This window comes from Rhodanobacter sp. A1T4 (assembly GCF_014207185.1).
In the GTDB taxonomy this organism is placed as follows: Bacteria; Pseudomonadota; Gammaproteobacteria; order Xanthomonadales; family Rhodanobacteraceae; genus Rhodanobacter.
Window position 1 is genome coordinate 36,767 of sequence record NZ_JACHCP010000003.1, and the last position, 16,137, is coordinate 52,903.

The window sequence follows — 16,137 nt, forward strand, 5'->3', positions numbered from 1 at the left end:
AACTGGCGCATCGACCCAGCCCAGAACAGCCGTGGTCCGCATTGATTGATTTTGTTGCGTGCCGCGCGGCGATAGTCAGAACTTGCGCCATGGTCATCGTCGGTCGGTATGGACAATCGTTGCAGCCGTGCTTCCTACCAGCGGACCAAGGCGTCTTTCACAGCAGGGTCTTGCGACGTCAGTGTGTTTTCAGCATGTACTGCTTTTAAACGTAAAAACATGCACCCGCTAACGGAAAGAACGGCGTCACAAATCCGAGCTTCAATTGTCGGTGGCTGTGGCGTTATGCGTCTGCTGCAGGGGAGCACTGGATCGTCTGGACAGCTAGAGATCCACTATCGTGAGAGGTCAAAACTCGTCACGCGGATCTTTCCAATTTTCATATCAAAGGGACTGAATAATGAAGAACAGTTGCGGGTTTACCATTTCAGCAAGAGCTGCCATTTACTCCGCCCTATTTTGTGCGGGCATCTTGGGCGTCGCGTCGCAAGCTTTCGCCAACGAAAGCAACGCAAGCACCACCGTTACGCAGACGCTGGTTATCGAACCGGACCAGGGCCTTACATCGATCTACAATTTGATCCAGTCGGCCAAGTCGAGCATCGACATGACGATGTACGAACTCGTCGATACGCAGGCGCAAACGCTGCTCGATGAGGCGGCCGAGAATGGCATCAAGGTTCGTGTGATCCTCGATCAGAACCTGGAGAAGAGCAACAACACGGCAGCCTATAACGACCTGACATCGCACGGCGTGCAAGTCGTCTGGGCGTGGACCAAATACGCGGCGACACACCAGAAAACCATCACCATCGACAACACTACCAGCGCGGTGATGACGCTCAACCTGACGAGTCGCTATTACAGCACCACGCGCGACTTCGCCATCATCGAAAACGATCCCAGCGATGTTGCCGCGATCGAAAGCACGTTCAACGCCGATTTCGCTGCGCAGACGATCACACCTCCGTTGGGCGACGATCTGGTGTGGAGCCCGACCGTATCGAAGACCGATCTGGTCAACATCATCAACTCGGCGAAAGACAGCTTGCTGGTCGAAAACGAGGAGATGAGTTACAGCGGCGTCGTGACCGCGCTGGAGAATGCCGCCAAGCGCGGTGTCGCCGTGACTGTGTGCATGACCAACGACGACAACGACTACGAGACGGAATTCGAAGCGCTCACCAAGGCTGGCGTGAAGATCAGTACCTACCCTGATAACAGCACGGCACTGTATATCCATGCCAAGGTCATCCTCGCCGATTACAACACCTCCAGCGCGCAGGCTTTCGTTGGCTCGGAAAACTTCTCGACGGCTTCGTTGACCGAGAATCGCGAGCTGGGCCTCGTGACGACCAACGCATCCATTCTGACCCAGCTCCATACCACCATCAACAGTGACTACGCCGGCGGTACGCCCTGGACCAAGTCATAAGTCATCGCCATAACACGGAGCACGATGTGCAAACATCGTGCTCCGCTTTGCCGCCATGACCGCACGAGGATGATTGTTTTTTTGAGTGGACGACTCAAAGCGCATACGATTTTCGATATTGCGCCGGGCTGAGCCCGAATACACGATGGAACGCTCGCCGAAAGCTGTCTACGTCGGCGAAACCGCATTGCGCGGCTACCTGTTTCGGGGCGCCGTGTTCGTCTTCCAGCAGTTGGCGGGCTGCGGCCAGTCGAATGGTTTCTACCCAGACTCCCGGTGTCGTACCCATTTCGTTCCGAAAGATGCGCGCAAAATGCCGCGGGCTCACATGCAGCCGCGCGGCGAGCGCAGCCACGCTATGGTCTTGCTCGGGATGCGTGGCGACCCATCGCTGCAGCTCTTGCAGCGAGGAACGTCCCATGACCTCGAGCTCGCCACTTCGACTGAATTGTGTTTGTCCACCTGGTCGACGGAAAAACATCACCAATTGCGAAGCAACCTTTTTCGCGATGTCGTGACCGAGGTCTTCCTCAACCAGCGCCAACGCCAGATCCAAACCGGCGGTGACGCCGGCGGCAGTGCGCAATCGTCCGTCGCGCACATGAATCGCATCGGCATCAACAATGACGTTCGGATAGGCGCGTGCCAGTTGCTGCGCCACCGCCCAATGCGTGGCGACTCGCTTGTGATCGATCAACCCGGCCGCTGCCAGCATGAAAGCACCACTGCACACCGATCCGAATCGCCGTGCGGTTGGCGCATGAGTCTTGAGCCATCTCATCGCAGTATCGCCGAATTGTTCTTCAGCGGCACGGGGTGAGCCGGCGACGAGTAGGGTATGGATTGGAGCTTTTTCTTTTCCGCGAGCCACGCCATCGGGTATGAGCCGCACGCCCGATGAACTCTCGATATCACCCGGTTCGCAGGCAATAAGACGCAACGCGTAAGCCGGCCAACCCGCCTGAACATTGGCTTCAGCAAATACGTCCATCGGCCCGGAAACATCCAACAGTTGGACGCCAGACATGGCCAGCACGAGGACCTGCTTTTGTCTCATGGTCAGTGCCTCACAGCCCACATGGCTGCAGTAAACCGATGATGGCAGATATTGACTGTTTTGGTAAATTGAAGACAAGGCCGCAAAAGCCTAGCCTGAAGTCTGGCTATCAAGGGCAACAATCATGCAAACGACGATTAGCGGCATCCAGATGCCGAACAGTGTTCTGGCGAGAGAAGTGACTGAACTGGTCCGTGACACGGCGCCGGAGCTGCTTTTTAACCATTCCAGTCGCGTCTACTATTTCGGCGCCATTGCGGCGCGGCAGCGTGGGCTTGGCTTCGATCCCGATTTGCTCTACACCGGCGCCATGTTTCATGACATGGGGCTCACGGAAAAGCACAGCAGCGCACATGAGCGCTTCGAGGTGGATGGCGCCAATGCAGCGCGAGATTTTCTGAGAAGGCATGGAATTTCTCAAAGCGATATCGATACGGTATGGACGGCCATTGCGCTACATACGACACCAGGAATCCCGCAGCACATGCACCCGGTCGTTGCGCTGGTCACCGCAGGCGTCGAGATGGACGTGCTGGGGCTGACGTATGCTCGGTACTCGGATGATGAGCGTCAGTCTGTGGTTGATGCCTTTCCCCGAAGCGAGCATTTCAAGGAAGACATCATCCAGGCTTTTTACGAAGGCATTAAACACAAACCGGAAACGACCTTCGGTAACGTGAAGGCCGACGTTCTGGCCGACAAGGACCCACGATTTGTTCGCGGGAATTTTTGCGATGTGATCCGCCAATCACGCTGGGTGTCATAGAACGCTTTCACTGAGGTCCTGATCGAAGCGGGCATGCATGCCGGTCATCGGCCTTTCAGTCAGAATTACTGATTGTCGAGGATGATATGACAGACTTAGTGCGCGAACTTAGCCAGAGAGAATGGTATGGATGGCGAAACCATCAAAGCCTATGACAACGACGCCTCGCATTACGCCGACGACTGGCTGGCGCAGCCCGAACCCACGGACCTGTATGGGTTGCTGACGCAGTACTTCACGACCGGAAAGACGGCAGATATCGGTTGTGGCGCCGGACGCGATACGGCGTGGTTGGCTTCGCATGGCTACGATGCTGCCGGTTTTGATGCATCGGATGGTTTGCTGGATGAGGCGCGTCGACGCCATCCGCATCTCGCCTTTGGGCATGCGATATTGCCGGCGCTCGATGGTGTCGAGCGCGGTGTTTTCCAGAACGTACTGTGCGAAACCGTGATCATGCATCTGCCACCAGAGCAGATCAGTGAAGCGGTGAGTCAGCTTTTTGGCTTGCTGATTCCAGGTGGCGTGCTGGCACTGAGCTGGCGGATTACCGAGGACGACTCACGCCGCGACGATCACGGACGGCTGTACTCTGCGTTCGACAATTCCAGTGTGTTGGACATCTGCGCTGACTACGAAGTGCTCATGGAGAGCGAGAATATCAACCTGTCTTCTCAGAAGAAGATTCATCGCATCGTCGTCAGAAAAACGGCATAGTAAAGACGCCTGTTGAGCTGGAAGAGTGAGTGGCACGCGTTGAGGGAAAGCGCATAGGACTTGGCTCAATGCACTTGGTTATCGAGCAATGCGGGCTTCCAACCATTGACGAACAGCCGTGATCATCACGTCGATCGTTTCTTCACCCGATACTGTCAATGCATTTTCGTCTGACGCAGGTTCTTCCAACGTATGCAGCTGGCTGTCGAGCAGAGAGGGTGGCATGAAGTGCTGGCGCTGCTGTGTGCGGCGTTCCAGCTGGGCGCGCGACACGCGGATATAGACAAAACAAACACCATCGCCAGCGCGGTGCAGTCGGTCGCGGTAGCTACGCTTGAGCGCGGAGCAGGTCACTACGCCGTGCTTGCCGTGTTCGCCTTCGTTGCTGATCCACGACGCGATGCGATCCAGCCACGGCCAGCGATCGTCATCGCCCAGCGGAACGCCTGCGCTCATCTTGTCGATATTTGCCTGCGGATGCAGCGCATCGCCTTCCTGAAAATCCCAGCCCAGTGCGTCAGCCAGCGATCGCCCGATGGTGGATTTTCCGCTACCCGATACGCCCATCACCACAATGACCATCTGCTGTCCTTTATTTCGTGCTGTCATGACCGTTATTGCGGAGGACACGATCGCGGCGTGCGAGGAGCGAGCGGTGCAAGGAATCGCGATCTTTTTGGCATTTTGCTGCAACGTACATCAGTGACGGTCCGTGGTGTGGCGATCCGAGCGGCGACGCAGCGCTGCAATGAATGCGACGAGGGTCGGAGGCATCTGTCGACGTGAAGAGTAGTAGAGAAAGTAGCCGGGGAAGGGCGGCGTACAGTCTTCGAACAGGCGGATCAGACGACCGCTATCGATATCCGGCGTTGCCTGATTTTCCAGGATGTAAGCGACGCCCAGACCGTCGAGTGCGGCTTGAAGCATCAGCGCGGGTTCGTTGAAGGTAAGTGGCCCGGTGACCTTGATGGCAAGGGCACGGCCGTCCTGTTCGAATTCCCAGTCATAGGTCTGACCGGAGGTCATCATGCGGTAGTTCACGCAGCGATGGGTGGTTAGATCGTGTGGTGTTTGCGGCGCGGGATGTTTGGCGAGGTAGGCTGGTGACGCAACCACGGCCATACGCAGATCCGGGCCGACGGGCACGGCGATCATGTCTTGCTCCAGCTTTTCGCCCAGCCGTATACCTGCATCGAGACGGTCGGCGACGATGTCGCGGAACTGGTAGTCGATCAGCACTTCCACACTGGCTTGGGGATGATCGGCAAGGAAATCTGCCAGCACGGGACGAATCACCGTCTCGTATGCGTGTCGCGTGGCCGTGAGGCGTACCGCACCGGAGATGAGGTCGCGTTCGCTGTTCAATGCGTCCAGCGCACCGTTTATCTCCGAGATCGCGGGACCTAAGGTACGCAGCAATCGTTCGCCGGCGGGCGTGACGGACACGCTTCGGCTATTCCGCTGCAGTAGGCGAATATCAAGGCGCGCCTCCAATCCCTTGATCGTGTGGCTCAGCGCGGATGTGGAGACGCGTAGTTCCGCCGCGGCGCGGGTAAAGCTTTGCGCCCGCGCGACGGCGACAAAGGACGCCAGATCGTCGAGGTTACCGCGACTCATCGTTGCACTCCGCTCGGTTCATTATCCCATTCTGCTCAACGCCTCATCTCAATCGTAGCGGCTTATCGTACGGTGAGGTGCGGGCTAAGGTGATCTGGCGCGGATTTACCGCCCCATTGACCTGGAGATCACGATGTCTGGCTTGAACAACAAGGTTGTACTTATTACTGGCGCGTCGAGTGGTATCGGCGAAGGCACGGCTCGCCAGCTCGCTGCCAACGGCGCTCGCGTCGTGCTGGGTGCGCGCCGCACCGACAAACTGAAAGAGATCGCCGCCGATATCGAGAAAGCCGGTGGGACGGTCAGGTTTCGCGGCCTCGACGTGACCGATGCCGATGATATGGAGGCATTCGTCGCTTTCGCCGAATCGGAATTCGGGCAGATTGACGTGCTCGTCAACAATGCCGGCGTGATGCCGCTGTCGCCACTCAATGCACTCAAGACCGACGAGTGGAACTGGATGATCGACGTGAATATTCGCGGCGTATTGCACGGTATTGCCGCGGTGTTGCCCCGGATGGAAGCGCAGGGTCACGGCCAGATCATCAACGTGTCTTCGATCGGCGGCTTCGTGGTCCAGCCGACAGCAGCAGTCTATGCCGCGACGAAGTTTGCGGTGCGAGCGATCTCCGAAGGACTGCGCAAGGAAAGCGCCAACATCCGCTGCACCTGCGTGTATCCGGGTGTGGTTACCTCGGAACTCGCCGACACGATCAGCGATCCGGCTGCACGCGAGCGGATGCAGACGTACCGCAAAACGGCCATCGAGCCGGATGCGATCGGCCGCGCCATCCAGTTCGTGATCGAACAACCGAACGACGTTGACGTGAACGAGATCGTGGTGCGCCCACTCGCGACCGTGGTCTAAAAGGCTCGTCCGCTTTTCGTGTGTCTTCGATGGTGAGTGCGGCAGGGCGCGTTGCTCAGGATTGCGCGAGCTTCTGCAGCACCACCTCGATGGCGTCCGGATTCTCGAGGCTGGTCAGGTCGCCCGATGCCTCGCCGGTGACGATGAGGTCGCGCAGCACGCGACGCATGATTTTTCCGCTGCGCGTGCGTGGCACCGTGGAAACCACCACTACGCGAGCCGGGCGCGCGATGGCGCCGACCGCATCGACGATCGCCTGGCACAGCGCCGCCTGCAGTTCGGTGCTGTCCGCGTAACCCGCGCGAGGCACGACGAAGGCAATGGGTGTCATGCCCTTGATTTCATCGGGTTGGGTGACGACTGCCGCTTCTGATACCGCAGCGTGTGTGAGCAGTGCGGCCTCCATCTCCATTGTGCCAAGGCGATGGCCGGCCACGTTGATGACATCGTCGAGACGTCCGGTGACCCACAGCTGGCCGTCCGCATCGAACAGCGCGGCATCGGACGCAACATAGTGGCCGGGGAATGGGGCGAGATAGGTTTTGACGTAGCGCGAGTGATCGCCCCATACGGTTCGCGCCAGGCAGGGGAACGGCGCGGCCAGGGTGATCGCGCCGACTTCGCCGGGCCCAGCCTCGGAGCCGTCCTCCCGTAATACGTGCGGCAGGTAGCCGGGCAGCGCGTGCCCGCAGCTGCCCGGTCGCGTTGGCGTGATGCCGACCATGCTGCTCGACCAGGCGGTCCCGGTCTCGGTTTGTCCGTAAGTATTGTTGACGAAGATGGAGCCGCGACCGAGCTTGTCACGCGTCCAGAACCAGGTGTCGGGATCGAGCGGTTCGCCGACCAGCGATACCAATACAAGTTTGCTGGTGTCGTGATGCTGCAGCAAATCATCACCGGCCCGGCGCATCATCCGTAGCGCGGTCGGCGCTGTGAACAGTTTGTTGACGCGGTAACTCGCCATCAGTTCGTAGGCGCGCGCCGGCGTCGGCGTGTCGAGGCTGCCTTCGTAGATGATGTGCGTCGCGCCATGGGCGAGACCACCCACCAGTGCGAAGATCGGAAAGGTAAGCCAGCCTACATCGGCCGTGCACCAGTAGACGTCGTCGACGCCGAGGTTGAGCGACCATTTCACGTTCGCATAGGTGCCGACCAGAAAGCCGATGCCCGCGTGCACCAGGCCCTTGGGCTTCGAGGTGGTGCCCGAGGTGTAGATGATGAAACCCGGATCGTTGGCTTCGAGCGATACCGGTATCGCTCGGCGTGTAGTGTGTGCCAGCAGTTCGGCGAAATCGCGTTCGCCATTCTGCAGTGGATAGTTCGGGTCGACCCGGCGCGCGACGATGACGTGCGGCAGCGGCAAACCTTTCAGCGCCTCGTCCAGCGTGGCCTTGATCGGCACGTCGCGGCCACGTCGCAGCGTGGCGTCGGTGCAGACGATAACTTTGGGCTGCGCATCCTCAAGCCGATCGCGCACCGCCGAGGCACTGAACCCGGCAAAGATCACCGAGTAGATCGCGCCGATCCGGTAGCACGCATGGATGGCGATGAACGACTCGGGCACGTTGCTGGCATAGACGGCCACGCGATCGCCCTTGCTTACGCCGAGATCCTCGAGTGCAGCAGCAAAACGGGCGACGGCATCGGTCAGCGCGCCGAAGGTCCAGGTTTCCTTCAGGCCATCCTCGCGTTCGTAGCGCAGGGCAATGCGATCGGCCGGCCATCGATCGAGGCAGTTGACGCTGACGTTGCCCATCGCGCCGGGAAAGTAGCGAAAGTCGCCGAATCCACCTTCGAGGGCGATGGTGGGCGCACGATCCCAGATCAATTCCCGCGTGATCTCGAGCCAATAGGCTTCGGGCGTGAGCGCACGCAGTCGCGCGGCATCTTGCATCGTCGTTGCGGGATTTACCCGATCCGGGGCCATGACCAGCGGCTGTTCGAGGAGCGCTCTTTCCATCCATCGGAAGATAGCGGATAACCGATATGAGCGTGTGTCTCGACAGGTGCCAACGGCAGCTACGGGATCGATACCCATACTTCGAAAACAGAGGCGGGTGCTGGTCGAATATTAGGTTAGCCGCTCGGAGATGATGAGCAGCATCTGTCTCAGTATTGCCCGATCTTTTGCAGCGAACGGTCCGCAGCCGCAGTCAGTATGGATCGGTTCGCGCGTGATGCGCATCGCTTTCCATGCTGCAAAAAAGGTGAATCCATGAACCGTCGAAATTTGTTGAAAAGTACGTTACTGGGCGCGGCAGCACTTTCGCTTCGTACCGTGTTTGCCCTCGATGCCGATACCGATGCCGCCGCCAGGCTGGATGCACTGGAGCGTCAGCACGGTGGGCGGCTTGGTGTTTCCATTCTCGATACCGGCAATGGGCGTCGTGTGGCACATCGGGGTGACGAACGTTTCCTCATGTGCAGCACGTTCAAACTGCTGGCAGTGGCGGCGGTGCTGGCGCGGGTGGATCGTGGCGCCGAGAAACTCGATCGGCGCATCGTGTTTTGCAAGGAGGTCGTGCTGAGCTATGCGCCAATCACCAGCCATCGCGTCGGCGCGCCGGGCATGAGCGTGGCCGAGCTATGCCAGGCGGCGATTACCGTGAGCGACAACACCGCAGCGAATCTGCTGCTGGCGAGTCTGGGCGGGTCTGCTGCAGTAACAGCGTTTGCCCGCAGTCTTGGCGATACGCTGACCCGGCTCGATCGTATCGAGCCGGATCTCAACGTGGCCAGCCCCGGCGATATCCGAGACACCACCACGCCGAATGCCATGCTCGCCACCCAGCAGAAAGTGCTGCTGGGCAATGCACTCACCGATACTTCGCGTGAGCAACTGCTGGCATGGTTGCGCGCCTGCAGCACTGGTGCCGACAAGCTGCGCGCCGGTGTACCAACCAGTTGGACCGTTGGCGACAAGACCGGTAGTGGTGCACAAAATGAAACCAACGATGTGGGCATCTTCTACCCACCGCAGCGCAAGCCGCTGCTGGTGACGGCTTACTACGCAGGTTCATCTGCCGACTCCGCGGCACGCAATGCTGTATTGGCTGAGGTAGGGCGTATCGCTGCGTCGATCTAGTCATTGTGAATTAGCGTTGGGCCAGATCTGCTTACGCTGGCTGACGAGGCGTTGATCGAAGAAGGCGTCAACGTGCAGGATTCGTTGATCATGCCGATCAGCAGATTTCTCCTTGATCCTACGCAGATCCAATCCCTCGCAGCCTTGATTGCAAAATGTGCGCCTCTGTCGCGCTCATTGCGATGCAGCATTGCTGATGCTTTCTGCACGGCATGCGCCTGCCTCATCACGCTCCATCATCGCTCCCGTTGCGCATGGCCATCAGTCGGTGCAGAGTGCCTGAGCCGGACCGGCACTGGGCCTGTCCGTCCATGGGAGAACCATCATGTTGAAGCGACTCGTTGCCGAGTTTCTCGGCACTTTCTGGTTGGTGCTTGGTGGATGTGGCAGTGCGGTGCTTGCGGCGAAGTTTGGTGGAGCGGGCAATCCGCTCGGTATCGGTCTGCTCGGTGTGTCCCTTGCGTTCGGATTGACCGTGGTGACGGGGGCTTACGCCTTCGGCCATATCTCGGGTGCGCATTTCAATCCAGCGGTGACGATCGGCCTGTGGGCGGGTGACCGCTTTCCGATCAAGGACGTGGTGCCTTACGTGGTAGTGCAGGTGATCGGCGGCATCTTCGCGGGATGGATACTTCTGGAGATTGCCAGCGGCGCACCGGGCTTTGCGATCGATCCCACGGCTGCCGGCACGTTCGCCAGCAACGGCTATGGCACGATGTCGCCTGGCGGTTATGCGATGGGTGCCGCGCTGCTGTGCGAAGTGGTGATGACGGCGATGTTCCTGGTGGTGATCATGGGCGCCACCCATGGTCGCGCACCCGTAGGTTTCGCACCGCTGGCGATTGGCCTGGCGCTGACCCTGATCCATTTGATCAGCATTCCGGTGACCAATACCTCGGTGAATCCGGCGCGCTCCACTGGCGTGGCCCTGTTCGCGGGTGCTCAAGCCATCAGTCAACTGTGGATGTTCTGGGTAGCGCCCATCGTGGGTGGCCTCATCGGCGGCGCCATCTATCGCTGGCTGGGCGCCGACCGGCCCGATATCGTAGGCGAGGCATCCTGAAACACGGGCGGCATTGAGTTATTTGCGTGCCCAGAGGCAGTCGAAAGCTGCCTCTGGGAAGCGCGACCAACGATCAGCGTTGCGATGTAGCGACAGCTATACAGCCCATGCTCAAAGACGGCGGTTCCGTCGTTGTTTCTGCCATTTCGCTCGAACATTGCGTATTGTCAGTGGATACGTAGGGAGGACTGTGGATGGGGAAACATGTTGCGGGGCTGATACTGGTATCTCTGATGGGCTGGGTTTCAATAGCTGTCGCACAGCAGGCGCTGGCGCCGGTGGAAGCACGTGTGCCGTTTGCACCGACTGCATTCATGGGTAGTGATGGCTTGACGCATCTCGCCTACGAGCTGGATATCACCAATATCTATGGCGACACCGGCCCGTTGAAACCGCAGAGCCTCAAGGTTTATGGCGACGATGCCAGCGTGCCGCTCGTCAGTTTCAGTGCCGTCGATCTGGCGGACATGACGCGGCCTGCTCCAGCGGAGCACGCGCCGGTTTCGATCGATTCCGGCAAGCGCGCCGTGATGTATGTGTGGATAACGTTGCCGAAAGGTGGCCTGGTGCCGCGCACGTTGCGTCATCGGATCGAATTCGTGGCCGCGAAAAACAAGACGGAGTTGCTCGATGGTGCGCGGGTGACAGTAAATACCGTGACACCTCTGGCCATCGGTCCGCCGCTGCGCGGTGGTTGGTGGATGGCGCACGAAGGCCCGGGCAATGCGCATTCGCATCATTGGGGCAGCCTGGTCGCAGTGAACGGCATGGTGACGATTCCTCAGCGCTACGCCTTTGATTTGGTGGGTGTCGATCACAGGGGGCACGCCATGCGCACCGGCATCAAGGACATCACCAAGTCGCGTTATGCCGACTGGATTGGCTATGGCGTTGACGTGATCGCCGTCGCCGATGGCGTGGTGAGCGATGCGCGCGACGGTGAAGAGGAGCACCTGCCGCTTAGTCCGCAACAGGAGCCTGAATCTCTTACTGCTCATGGCCTGTTCGGCAATTACGTGGTGCTGGAAATTGCCCCGGGTGTGTTTGCCGGCTATGCCCATCTGCAACGCGGCAGCCTCAAGGTGCATGTTGGCGATCATGTGCGGCGAGGCCAGTTGCTTGGGCATCTAGGCCAATCGGGTAGCTCAAGTGCACCGCATCTACATTTTCAGCTGGCCAACGCCGCGACCTTTGAAGGTTCGGAAGGTCTGCCGTTTGTGTTCGATCACTTCGATTTTTTGGGGCCGGAAACCGAAGCGCAGCTTTTCGGTCAGGGCGAGCCATGGGCTCCGCTGCCTGTCGAACACCGTCAGGCGCAGCTGCCATTGAATGATGTGGTGATTGGCTTTCCCTGAGCGTTCGCACAGAGCCATTAACAAAATCACATGAGTTTGCGATAGACAAGAAAACCGGATCGCTCTGCGACCTGATCATAGAGCCGCATGGCGGACGTGTTGGTCTCGTGGGTTTGCCAGTAGACGCGCGGTGAACCCGCTTCCCTGGCGCTGCGATAGACCGCTTCGATAAGCGCGCGGCCTACGCCTGTTCCGCGAGCCGATTCGGCAGTGTAGAGATCCTGCAGATAGCAACTCAGGCCAAGCTGCGTTGTACTGCGGTGGTAGAGATAGTGCGTGAGGCCGAGCAATTGACCGTCGTGTTCGGCGACTAGCGCATGTACGGGTTCAAGTGGGTCGAAGAAGCGTGCCCAGGTGGTCTGCGTAATTTCATCGGCCAGTGCGGTCTGGTCTTTCCTGCCGTAAAACGCGTTGTAACCGTCCCAGAGCCGGGTCCATGGCAGCAAGTCTGCCTGCACGACAGGCCGAATGATCAGTGGTTGAGTCATGCCAGCGACTATCGCCCTAATCTCGCGTATTGCGCAAGCGCATGGTCAAGGTAGATGAGTTGATCTGGCCTGTGCTGTGCTGTGACGAGCTTTTTCGCTATTGAACGCGAGGCCAGAACGACCTACCTTGCTGCGAGCCTCACAACCCAGGATCACGATATGCGCAACTTCTCCAACTTCCCTATCGCCACGCGCTGGCCGGCACAGCATCCCGATCGCATCCAGTTGTATTCGCTCAACACGCCGAATGGCGTCAAGGTGTCGATCATGCTGGAGGAGACCGGGCTGGCCTATGAGCCGCATCTTGTCGACATCATGAAAAACGAGAGCCATACACCGGAGTTTCTGTCGCTCAATCCCAATGGCAAGATTCCCGCAATCATCGATCCCGATGGCCCCGGTGGCGAGCCGATTGGATTGTTCGAATCGGGCGCGATTCTTTTGTATCTGGCGGACAAGACGGGGCAGTTCATTTCGGCCGACACGGCGCAGCGATGGGACACCATCCAGTGGCTGTTCTTCCAGATGGCGGCGATCGGCCCGATGTTCGGCCAGCTTGGCTACTTCAACAAATTCGCCGGCAAGGAGATCGCCGACAAGCGTCCGTTGGAGCGTTATGTCGCCGAAGCCAAACGCCTGCTGGCTGTGCTCGACGCACGCCTCGATGGCCGTCGATGGATCATGGGCGACGACTACAGCATTGCCGATATCGCCACCATCGGCTGGGTGCGCAACCTCATCACGTTTTATGAAGCACGCGATATTGTCGAATACGACGCGCTGATCCATGTTCCCGCGTGGCTCGATCGCGCGCTGGCACGACCGGCGGTGAAGCGGGGCTTGGAGATTCCAGGTCGAGGTTGATCATCGTCAAGCCGATGAGTTAAAGCCCGCCGGTGAGAAACTGCGCACGGCCATGGCCGAAGCTCCAGTCTTCAAGCCGGCGTGAATCCGATACAACGCGAAGGCAGAGGCTTTCCCGCGTATGCGATGTTTTTCCCTATCGACTGCCCGGAGGCGGCCATGACCAAATACATTGCTCTCTTGCGTGCCGTGAATGTCGGTGGCACGGGCAAACTACCGATGGCCGAACTGAAGACCATGTGCGAGCACGCGGGATTTGGCAATGTACGTACCTTCATCGCCAGCGGCAACGTGGTGTTTGAAAGCAGGCAGACCGCGAAGCAGGTGGCTGCAGCGCTGGAGTCGCGGCTGGCCGCGTATGCCAGTAAGCCGGTTGGCGTGCTGGTGCGAACAGGTGCGGAAATGGCTGCGGTGCTGGCCGCGAATCCATTTGCCAATGAGCCGCCAAATCGCGTGGCGGCGATCTTTCTAGACACTGCGCCAGCATCCGATGCGCTCGATCACGCCACAGGCAGAAAAGGCGAGCGGATCGTTTTGGGCACGCGCGAGATCTACGTGCACTACGGCGATGGCATGGCCGATACGCGATTGAAAATTCCCGTCGCCAAAACCGGCACAGCCCGCAACATGAATACCGTTGCCAAGCTGGCCGCAATGGCGGCGGATTGATGCTCAGACGTTGGCGCCTTACTCGTCGTCGCTCTTCGGCACGCTGACCTTGCCTTTGACATTGCTGTGCCTGATATCGCCGCTGCCGGTGGAATGCACGCTGAAGTTGCCGCCGATGTCATCGGCGGTTACATCGCCGGAACCGGTGCTGCCGACGTCGGCATCGTGGCCAATGTGGTTGAGCTTGATATCACCCGAGCCCGTACCGCCGATGGTGACGCTGCCCGTAACGTTGTCGAAGCCAAGGTCACCCGAGCCGGAGTGAGCCGAGCGGACATCACCCTGCACGCCGTCGACGTGCACGTCGCCCGAACCGGTGCCTTTCAAATCCACGCTGCCGACATGCTCGGCTTTCACGTCGGCAGAGCCGAGCTTCAAGGTCAACGGACCGGCAATGTGATCGGCGACAAGGTCACCCGAGCCGGAATCGAAATCCAGTGAAGCGAGGTCGGAGGCATTGACGTCACCGGAGCCGCTGTCGACGCCAACTGCCAGCGATGCCGGTACGCGCACTTCCAGTTTCATGTAGGCGTAGCTGGCGCCGAACAGGCTGATATTGATATAGCCACCGTTGCTGCTGGCATCCACCGTGGCATGGTCACCATTGCGGCGGGCGTCGATCTGCAAATCCTTCAGCTTCGACGCATCGGATGCGCAGGCGGTGCCGCGTACCTCGACTTTGGTAAGGCCGGGAGCGCTCTGAATATGTAGATCGGTCGAACCGAGTCTCAGCGCCAGGTCTTTCAGTCCGCCTGCATCGAGATCGGCATTGCGCGGCGCAGTGAATTTGCATTCGTCCGCGTAGGCTGCCAGTGGCAGCGCAGTAATCAGCAAGGCAAGAATAAGTTTACGCACGTGTCTACTCCCAGTTGGCAACGTTCGTGAGATGCAACAAAACCGCCAAAGGTTTATACGCGGAACATCCACGCTTGCGATATATGTCTTTCGGCAAGTCGGTTGTTCGAAGTAACGGCAAAGCAACTTATCCAGACATGGCGTTTTAAACGGTTAGGCAGGGCCTGTTTGGCCACTCGCCTGAACAGAATGCGTGGCATGGAGTTCCAGAAACCATGACGTACGCCGTTATGCCTTGAAACCTCGCGGCGATGCGCTTAGGTTTGAGCTGAGTCCAAAACTCCGGGAAGCGCCATGACCCAGTTACCTCCTATCGTCCGACGTGATCTGCATTTCGATATGGATGCCGATATCCCGCGCTATTGGGTAGACGGAGATGCGCACAAGACGCGGTTTTTTGATGCGATGTCGCTGATGTTTCCCGACGGGGAGCGTTTCTTTATAGACAGCGTACGTGCGTTCCGCGCCGACATCGCCGACGATCCTGTGCTCAATGAGGAGGTTGGCGGCTTCATCGGGCAGGAGGCAATGCATAGCCGCGAGCATCTTGAGTACAACGAGCGTCTCGAGCAACAAGGTATCGGCGCAAACGAGTTGGTCGAGGTGGTGAAGAATTTTCAGGAGAACCGCGCGAAGAAACTCCCCCCGCTTGGGCAACTCGCCGTGACCATCTGCCTGGAGCATTTCACTGCGATGCTGGCAGATCAGGTACTGCGCCATCCCGAAACCATGCAGAAGTCCGATCCGCGCATGGCCTCGATCTGGCGCTGGCACGCGCTGGAGGAAACCGAGCATAAGGGTGTAGCGTTCGACGTGTTTCAGCGCGTGGGCGGCTCACCGCTCAAACAGTATTTGCGCCGCAGTCGCGCGATGCTGTTTGTCACCGGGTTGTTTACCTTTCGCGTATGGCAGTTCATGTGGCGTATTTCCAAGGCCGAAGGCACACGGAAGGATTGGCGCGGCTGGCTGCGGCTGCTGGGCTTTTTGTTTATCTCGCCGGGCCCGATCACCCGCATTACCGGGCAGTGGCTTTCGTGGTTTGTGCCGGGCTACCACCCCTGGAAACACGACAACCGCAAGCTGGTGGAAGCTACGCGTGAGCATTACGACGCGTTGGTAAAGGGGGCTGCTGTTGGCGTTAGCGCTGCTGAGTACCAGCAGGGCAAGGCGTGGAATGCCGTCGCCGGCTGATTCCATGGTCGATAAGACCTCGCTGAGAGTAGCGATTAGCGATTGAAGCTAGCGGCGTTGCCGGTCACGTGGATTGTTTCCGTATCGCTGGTGCTTTCAATCCAGCA

The 16,137-nt window shown here is 59.1% G+C and carries 16 protein-coding genes; 10 read left to right on the forward strand and 6 right to left on the reverse strand.

Translation table 11 applies throughout. The features are described 5' to 3' along the window. Positions 1 to 472: 472 nt before the first annotated feature. Positions 473 to 1,435, forward strand: coding sequence for a phospholipase D-like domain-containing protein (locus tag HDE80_RS06405; protein WP_184669023.1), 963 nt, complete (start codon positions 473 to 475; stop codon positions 1,433 to 1,435). 94 nt (positions 1,436 to 1,529) lie between these two features. Here the strand turns inward: HDE80_RS06405 and HDE80_RS06410 are convergent, their stop codons facing one another. Next, complete coding sequence (locus HDE80_RS06410; RefSeq protein ID WP_184669025.1) at positions 1,530 to 2,492, reverse strand: helix-turn-helix domain-containing protein; 963 nt, start codon at positions 2,490 to 2,492, stop codon at positions 1,530 to 1,532. 124 nt (positions 2,493 to 2,616) lie between these two features. On the opposite strand from HDE80_RS06410, the gene HDE80_RS06415 reads away from it, so the two are divergent. Both HDE80_RS06415 and HDE80_RS06420 read left to right on the forward strand, forming a co-directional pair. Next, positions 2,617 to 3,258 (forward strand): HD domain-containing protein, encoded by a 642-nt coding sequence (locus HDE80_RS06415; RefSeq protein ID WP_184669027.1) that lies wholly within the window; start codon positions 2,617 to 2,619, stop codon positions 3,256 to 3,258. A 126-nt stretch (positions 3,259 to 3,384) separates the two neighbouring features. Next, positions 3,385 to 3,975, forward strand: coding sequence for a class I SAM-dependent methyltransferase (locus HDE80_RS06420; RefSeq protein WP_184669029.1), 591 nt, complete (start codon positions 3,385 to 3,387; stop codon positions 3,973 to 3,975). A gap of 78 nt (positions 3,976 to 4,053) precedes the next feature. Here the strand turns inward: HDE80_RS06420 and HDE80_RS06425 are convergent, their stop codons facing one another. Beyond that, positions 4,054 to 4,584: a gluconokinase gene (locus tag HDE80_RS06425; protein WP_255483618.1), complete on the reverse strand. Its 531-nt coding sequence runs from the start codon at positions 4,582 to 4,584 to the stop codon at positions 4,054 to 4,056. Positions 4,585 to 4,674: 90 nt separating this feature from the next. Then, positions 4,675 to 5,592: a LysR family transcriptional regulator gene (locus tag HDE80_RS06430; RefSeq protein ID WP_184602478.1), complete on the reverse strand. Its 918-nt coding sequence runs from the start codon at positions 5,590 to 5,592 to the stop codon at positions 4,675 to 4,677. 133 nt (positions 5,593 to 5,725) lie between these two features. Here HDE80_RS06430 and HDE80_RS06435 point away from each other — a divergent pair, with 133 nt between their 5' ends. Continuing rightward, a complete protein-coding gene (locus tag HDE80_RS06435; protein ID WP_184669030.1) occupies positions 5,726 to 6,460 on the forward strand; it encodes an SDR family oxidoreductase in 735 nt (244 codons plus the stop codon). A 55-nt stretch (positions 6,461 to 6,515) separates the two neighbouring features. On the opposite strand, the gene HDE80_RS06440 is transcribed toward HDE80_RS06435, so the two are convergent. Next, complete coding sequence (locus tag HDE80_RS06440) at positions 6,516 to 8,354, reverse strand: AMP-binding protein (RefSeq protein ID WP_221437460.1); 1,839 nt, start codon at positions 8,352 to 8,354, stop codon at positions 6,516 to 6,518. Positions 8,355 to 8,675: 321 nt separating this feature from the next. Between HDE80_RS06440 and bla the strand changes: the two genes are divergently transcribed. The 3 genes from bla to HDE80_RS06455 all read left to right on the forward strand — a co-directional run bounded on the left by bla (position 8,676) and on the right by HDE80_RS06455 (position 11,963). Further along, entirely contained in the window at positions 8,676 to 9,545 is an 870-nt protein-coding gene (bla, locus tag HDE80_RS06445) for a class A beta-lactamase (protein WP_184669032.1), read from the forward strand. A 325-nt stretch (positions 9,546 to 9,870) separates the two neighbouring features. Beyond that, positions 9,871 to 10,608, forward strand: a complete 738-nt coding sequence (aqpZ, locus tag HDE80_RS06450) for an aquaporin Z (RefSeq protein ID WP_184669033.1) — start codon at positions 9,871 to 9,873, stop codon at positions 10,606 to 10,608. 194 nt (positions 10,609 to 10,802) lie between these two features. Continuing rightward, on the forward strand, positions 10,803 to 11,963 hold the full coding sequence (locus HDE80_RS06455) for a M23 family metallopeptidase (protein WP_184669034.1): 1,161 nt from the start codon (positions 10,803 to 10,805) through the stop codon (positions 11,961 to 11,963). Positions 11,964 to 11,989: 26 nt separating this feature from the next. Here the strand turns inward: HDE80_RS06455 and HDE80_RS06460 are convergent, their stop codons facing one another. Then, the gene (locus HDE80_RS06460) at positions 11,990 to 12,451 is read right to left on the reverse strand and encodes a GNAT family N-acetyltransferase (RefSeq protein WP_184669035.1); all 462 of its coding nucleotides are present in this window, start codon (positions 12,449 to 12,451) and stop codon (positions 11,990 to 11,992) included. 159 nt (positions 12,452 to 12,610) lie between these two features. On the opposite strand from HDE80_RS06460, the gene HDE80_RS06465 reads away from it, so the two are divergent. After that, on the forward strand, positions 12,611 to 13,315 hold the full coding sequence (locus tag HDE80_RS06465) for a glutathione S-transferase N-terminal domain-containing protein (RefSeq protein ID WP_184669037.1): 705 nt from the start codon (positions 12,611 to 12,613) through the stop codon (positions 13,313 to 13,315). A 159-nt stretch (positions 13,316 to 13,474) separates the two neighbouring features. Continuing rightward, a complete protein-coding gene (locus HDE80_RS06470) occupies positions 13,475 to 13,984 on the forward strand; it encodes a DUF1697 domain-containing protein (RefSeq protein WP_184669040.1) in 510 nt (169 codons plus the stop codon). Positions 13,985 to 14,002: 18 nt separating this feature from the next. Here the strand turns inward: HDE80_RS06470 and HDE80_RS06475 are convergent, their stop codons facing one another. Continuing rightward, entirely contained in the window at positions 14,003 to 14,839 is an 837-nt protein-coding gene (locus HDE80_RS06475; RefSeq protein ID WP_184669042.1) for a DUF4097 family beta strand repeat-containing protein, read from the reverse strand. Between the two features lie 294 nt (positions 14,840 to 15,133). Here HDE80_RS06475 and HDE80_RS06480 point away from each other — a divergent pair, with 294 nt between their 5' ends. Next, entirely contained in the window at positions 15,134 to 16,030 is an 897-nt protein-coding gene (locus HDE80_RS06480; protein WP_184669044.1) for a metal-dependent hydrolase, read from the forward strand. Positions 16,031 to 16,137 lie beyond the last annotated feature (107 nt).

Coding starts and splice junctions, on each gene's coding strand:
- HDE80_RS06480 (WP_184669044.1), top strand. CDS start 15,134: ATGACCCAGTTACCTCCTATCGTCCGACGTGATCTGCATTTCGATATG.
- HDE80_RS06425 (WP_255483618.1), bottom strand. CDS start 4,584: ATGACAGCACGAAATAAAGGACAGCAGATGGTCATTGTGGTGATGGGC.
- HDE80_RS06435 (WP_184669030.1), top strand. CDS start 5,726: ATGTCTGGCTTGAACAACAAGGTTGTACTTATTACTGGCGCGTCGAGT.
- bla (WP_184669032.1), top strand. CDS start 8,676: ATGAACCGTCGAAATTTGTTGAAAAGTACGTTACTGGGCGCGGCAGCA.
- HDE80_RS06430 (WP_184602478.1), bottom strand. CDS start 5,592: ATGAGTCGCGGTAACCTCGACGATCTGGCGTCCTTTGTCGCCGTCGCG.
- aqpZ (WP_184669033.1), top strand. CDS start 9,871: ATGTTGAAGCGACTCGTTGCCGAGTTTCTCGGCACTTTCTGGTTGGTG.
- HDE80_RS06440 (WP_221437460.1), bottom strand. CDS start 8,354: ATGCAAGATGCCGCGCGACTGCGTGCGCTCACGCCCGAAGCCTATTGG.
- HDE80_RS06415 (WP_184669027.1), top strand. CDS start 2,617: ATGCAAACGACGATTAGCGGCATCCAGATGCCGAACAGTGTTCTGGCG.
- HDE80_RS06420 (WP_184669029.1), top strand. CDS start 3,385: ATGGATGGCGAAACCATCAAAGCCTATGACAACGACGCCTCGCATTAC.
- HDE80_RS06470 (WP_184669040.1), top strand. CDS start 13,475: ATGACCAAATACATTGCTCTCTTGCGTGCCGTGAATGTCGGTGGCACG.
- HDE80_RS06410 (WP_184669025.1), bottom strand. CDS start 2,492: ATGAGACAAAAGCAGGTCCTCGTGCTGGCCATGTCTGGCGTCCAACTG.
- HDE80_RS06465 (WP_184669037.1), top strand. CDS start 12,611: ATGCGCAACTTCTCCAACTTCCCTATCGCCACGCGCTGGCCGGCACAG.
- HDE80_RS06460 (WP_184669035.1), bottom strand. CDS start 12,451: ATGACTCAACCACTGATCATTCGGCCTGTCGTGCAGGCAGACTTGCTG.
- HDE80_RS06455 (WP_184669034.1), top strand. CDS start 10,803: ATGGGGAAACATGTTGCGGGGCTGATACTGGTATCTCTGATGGGCTGG.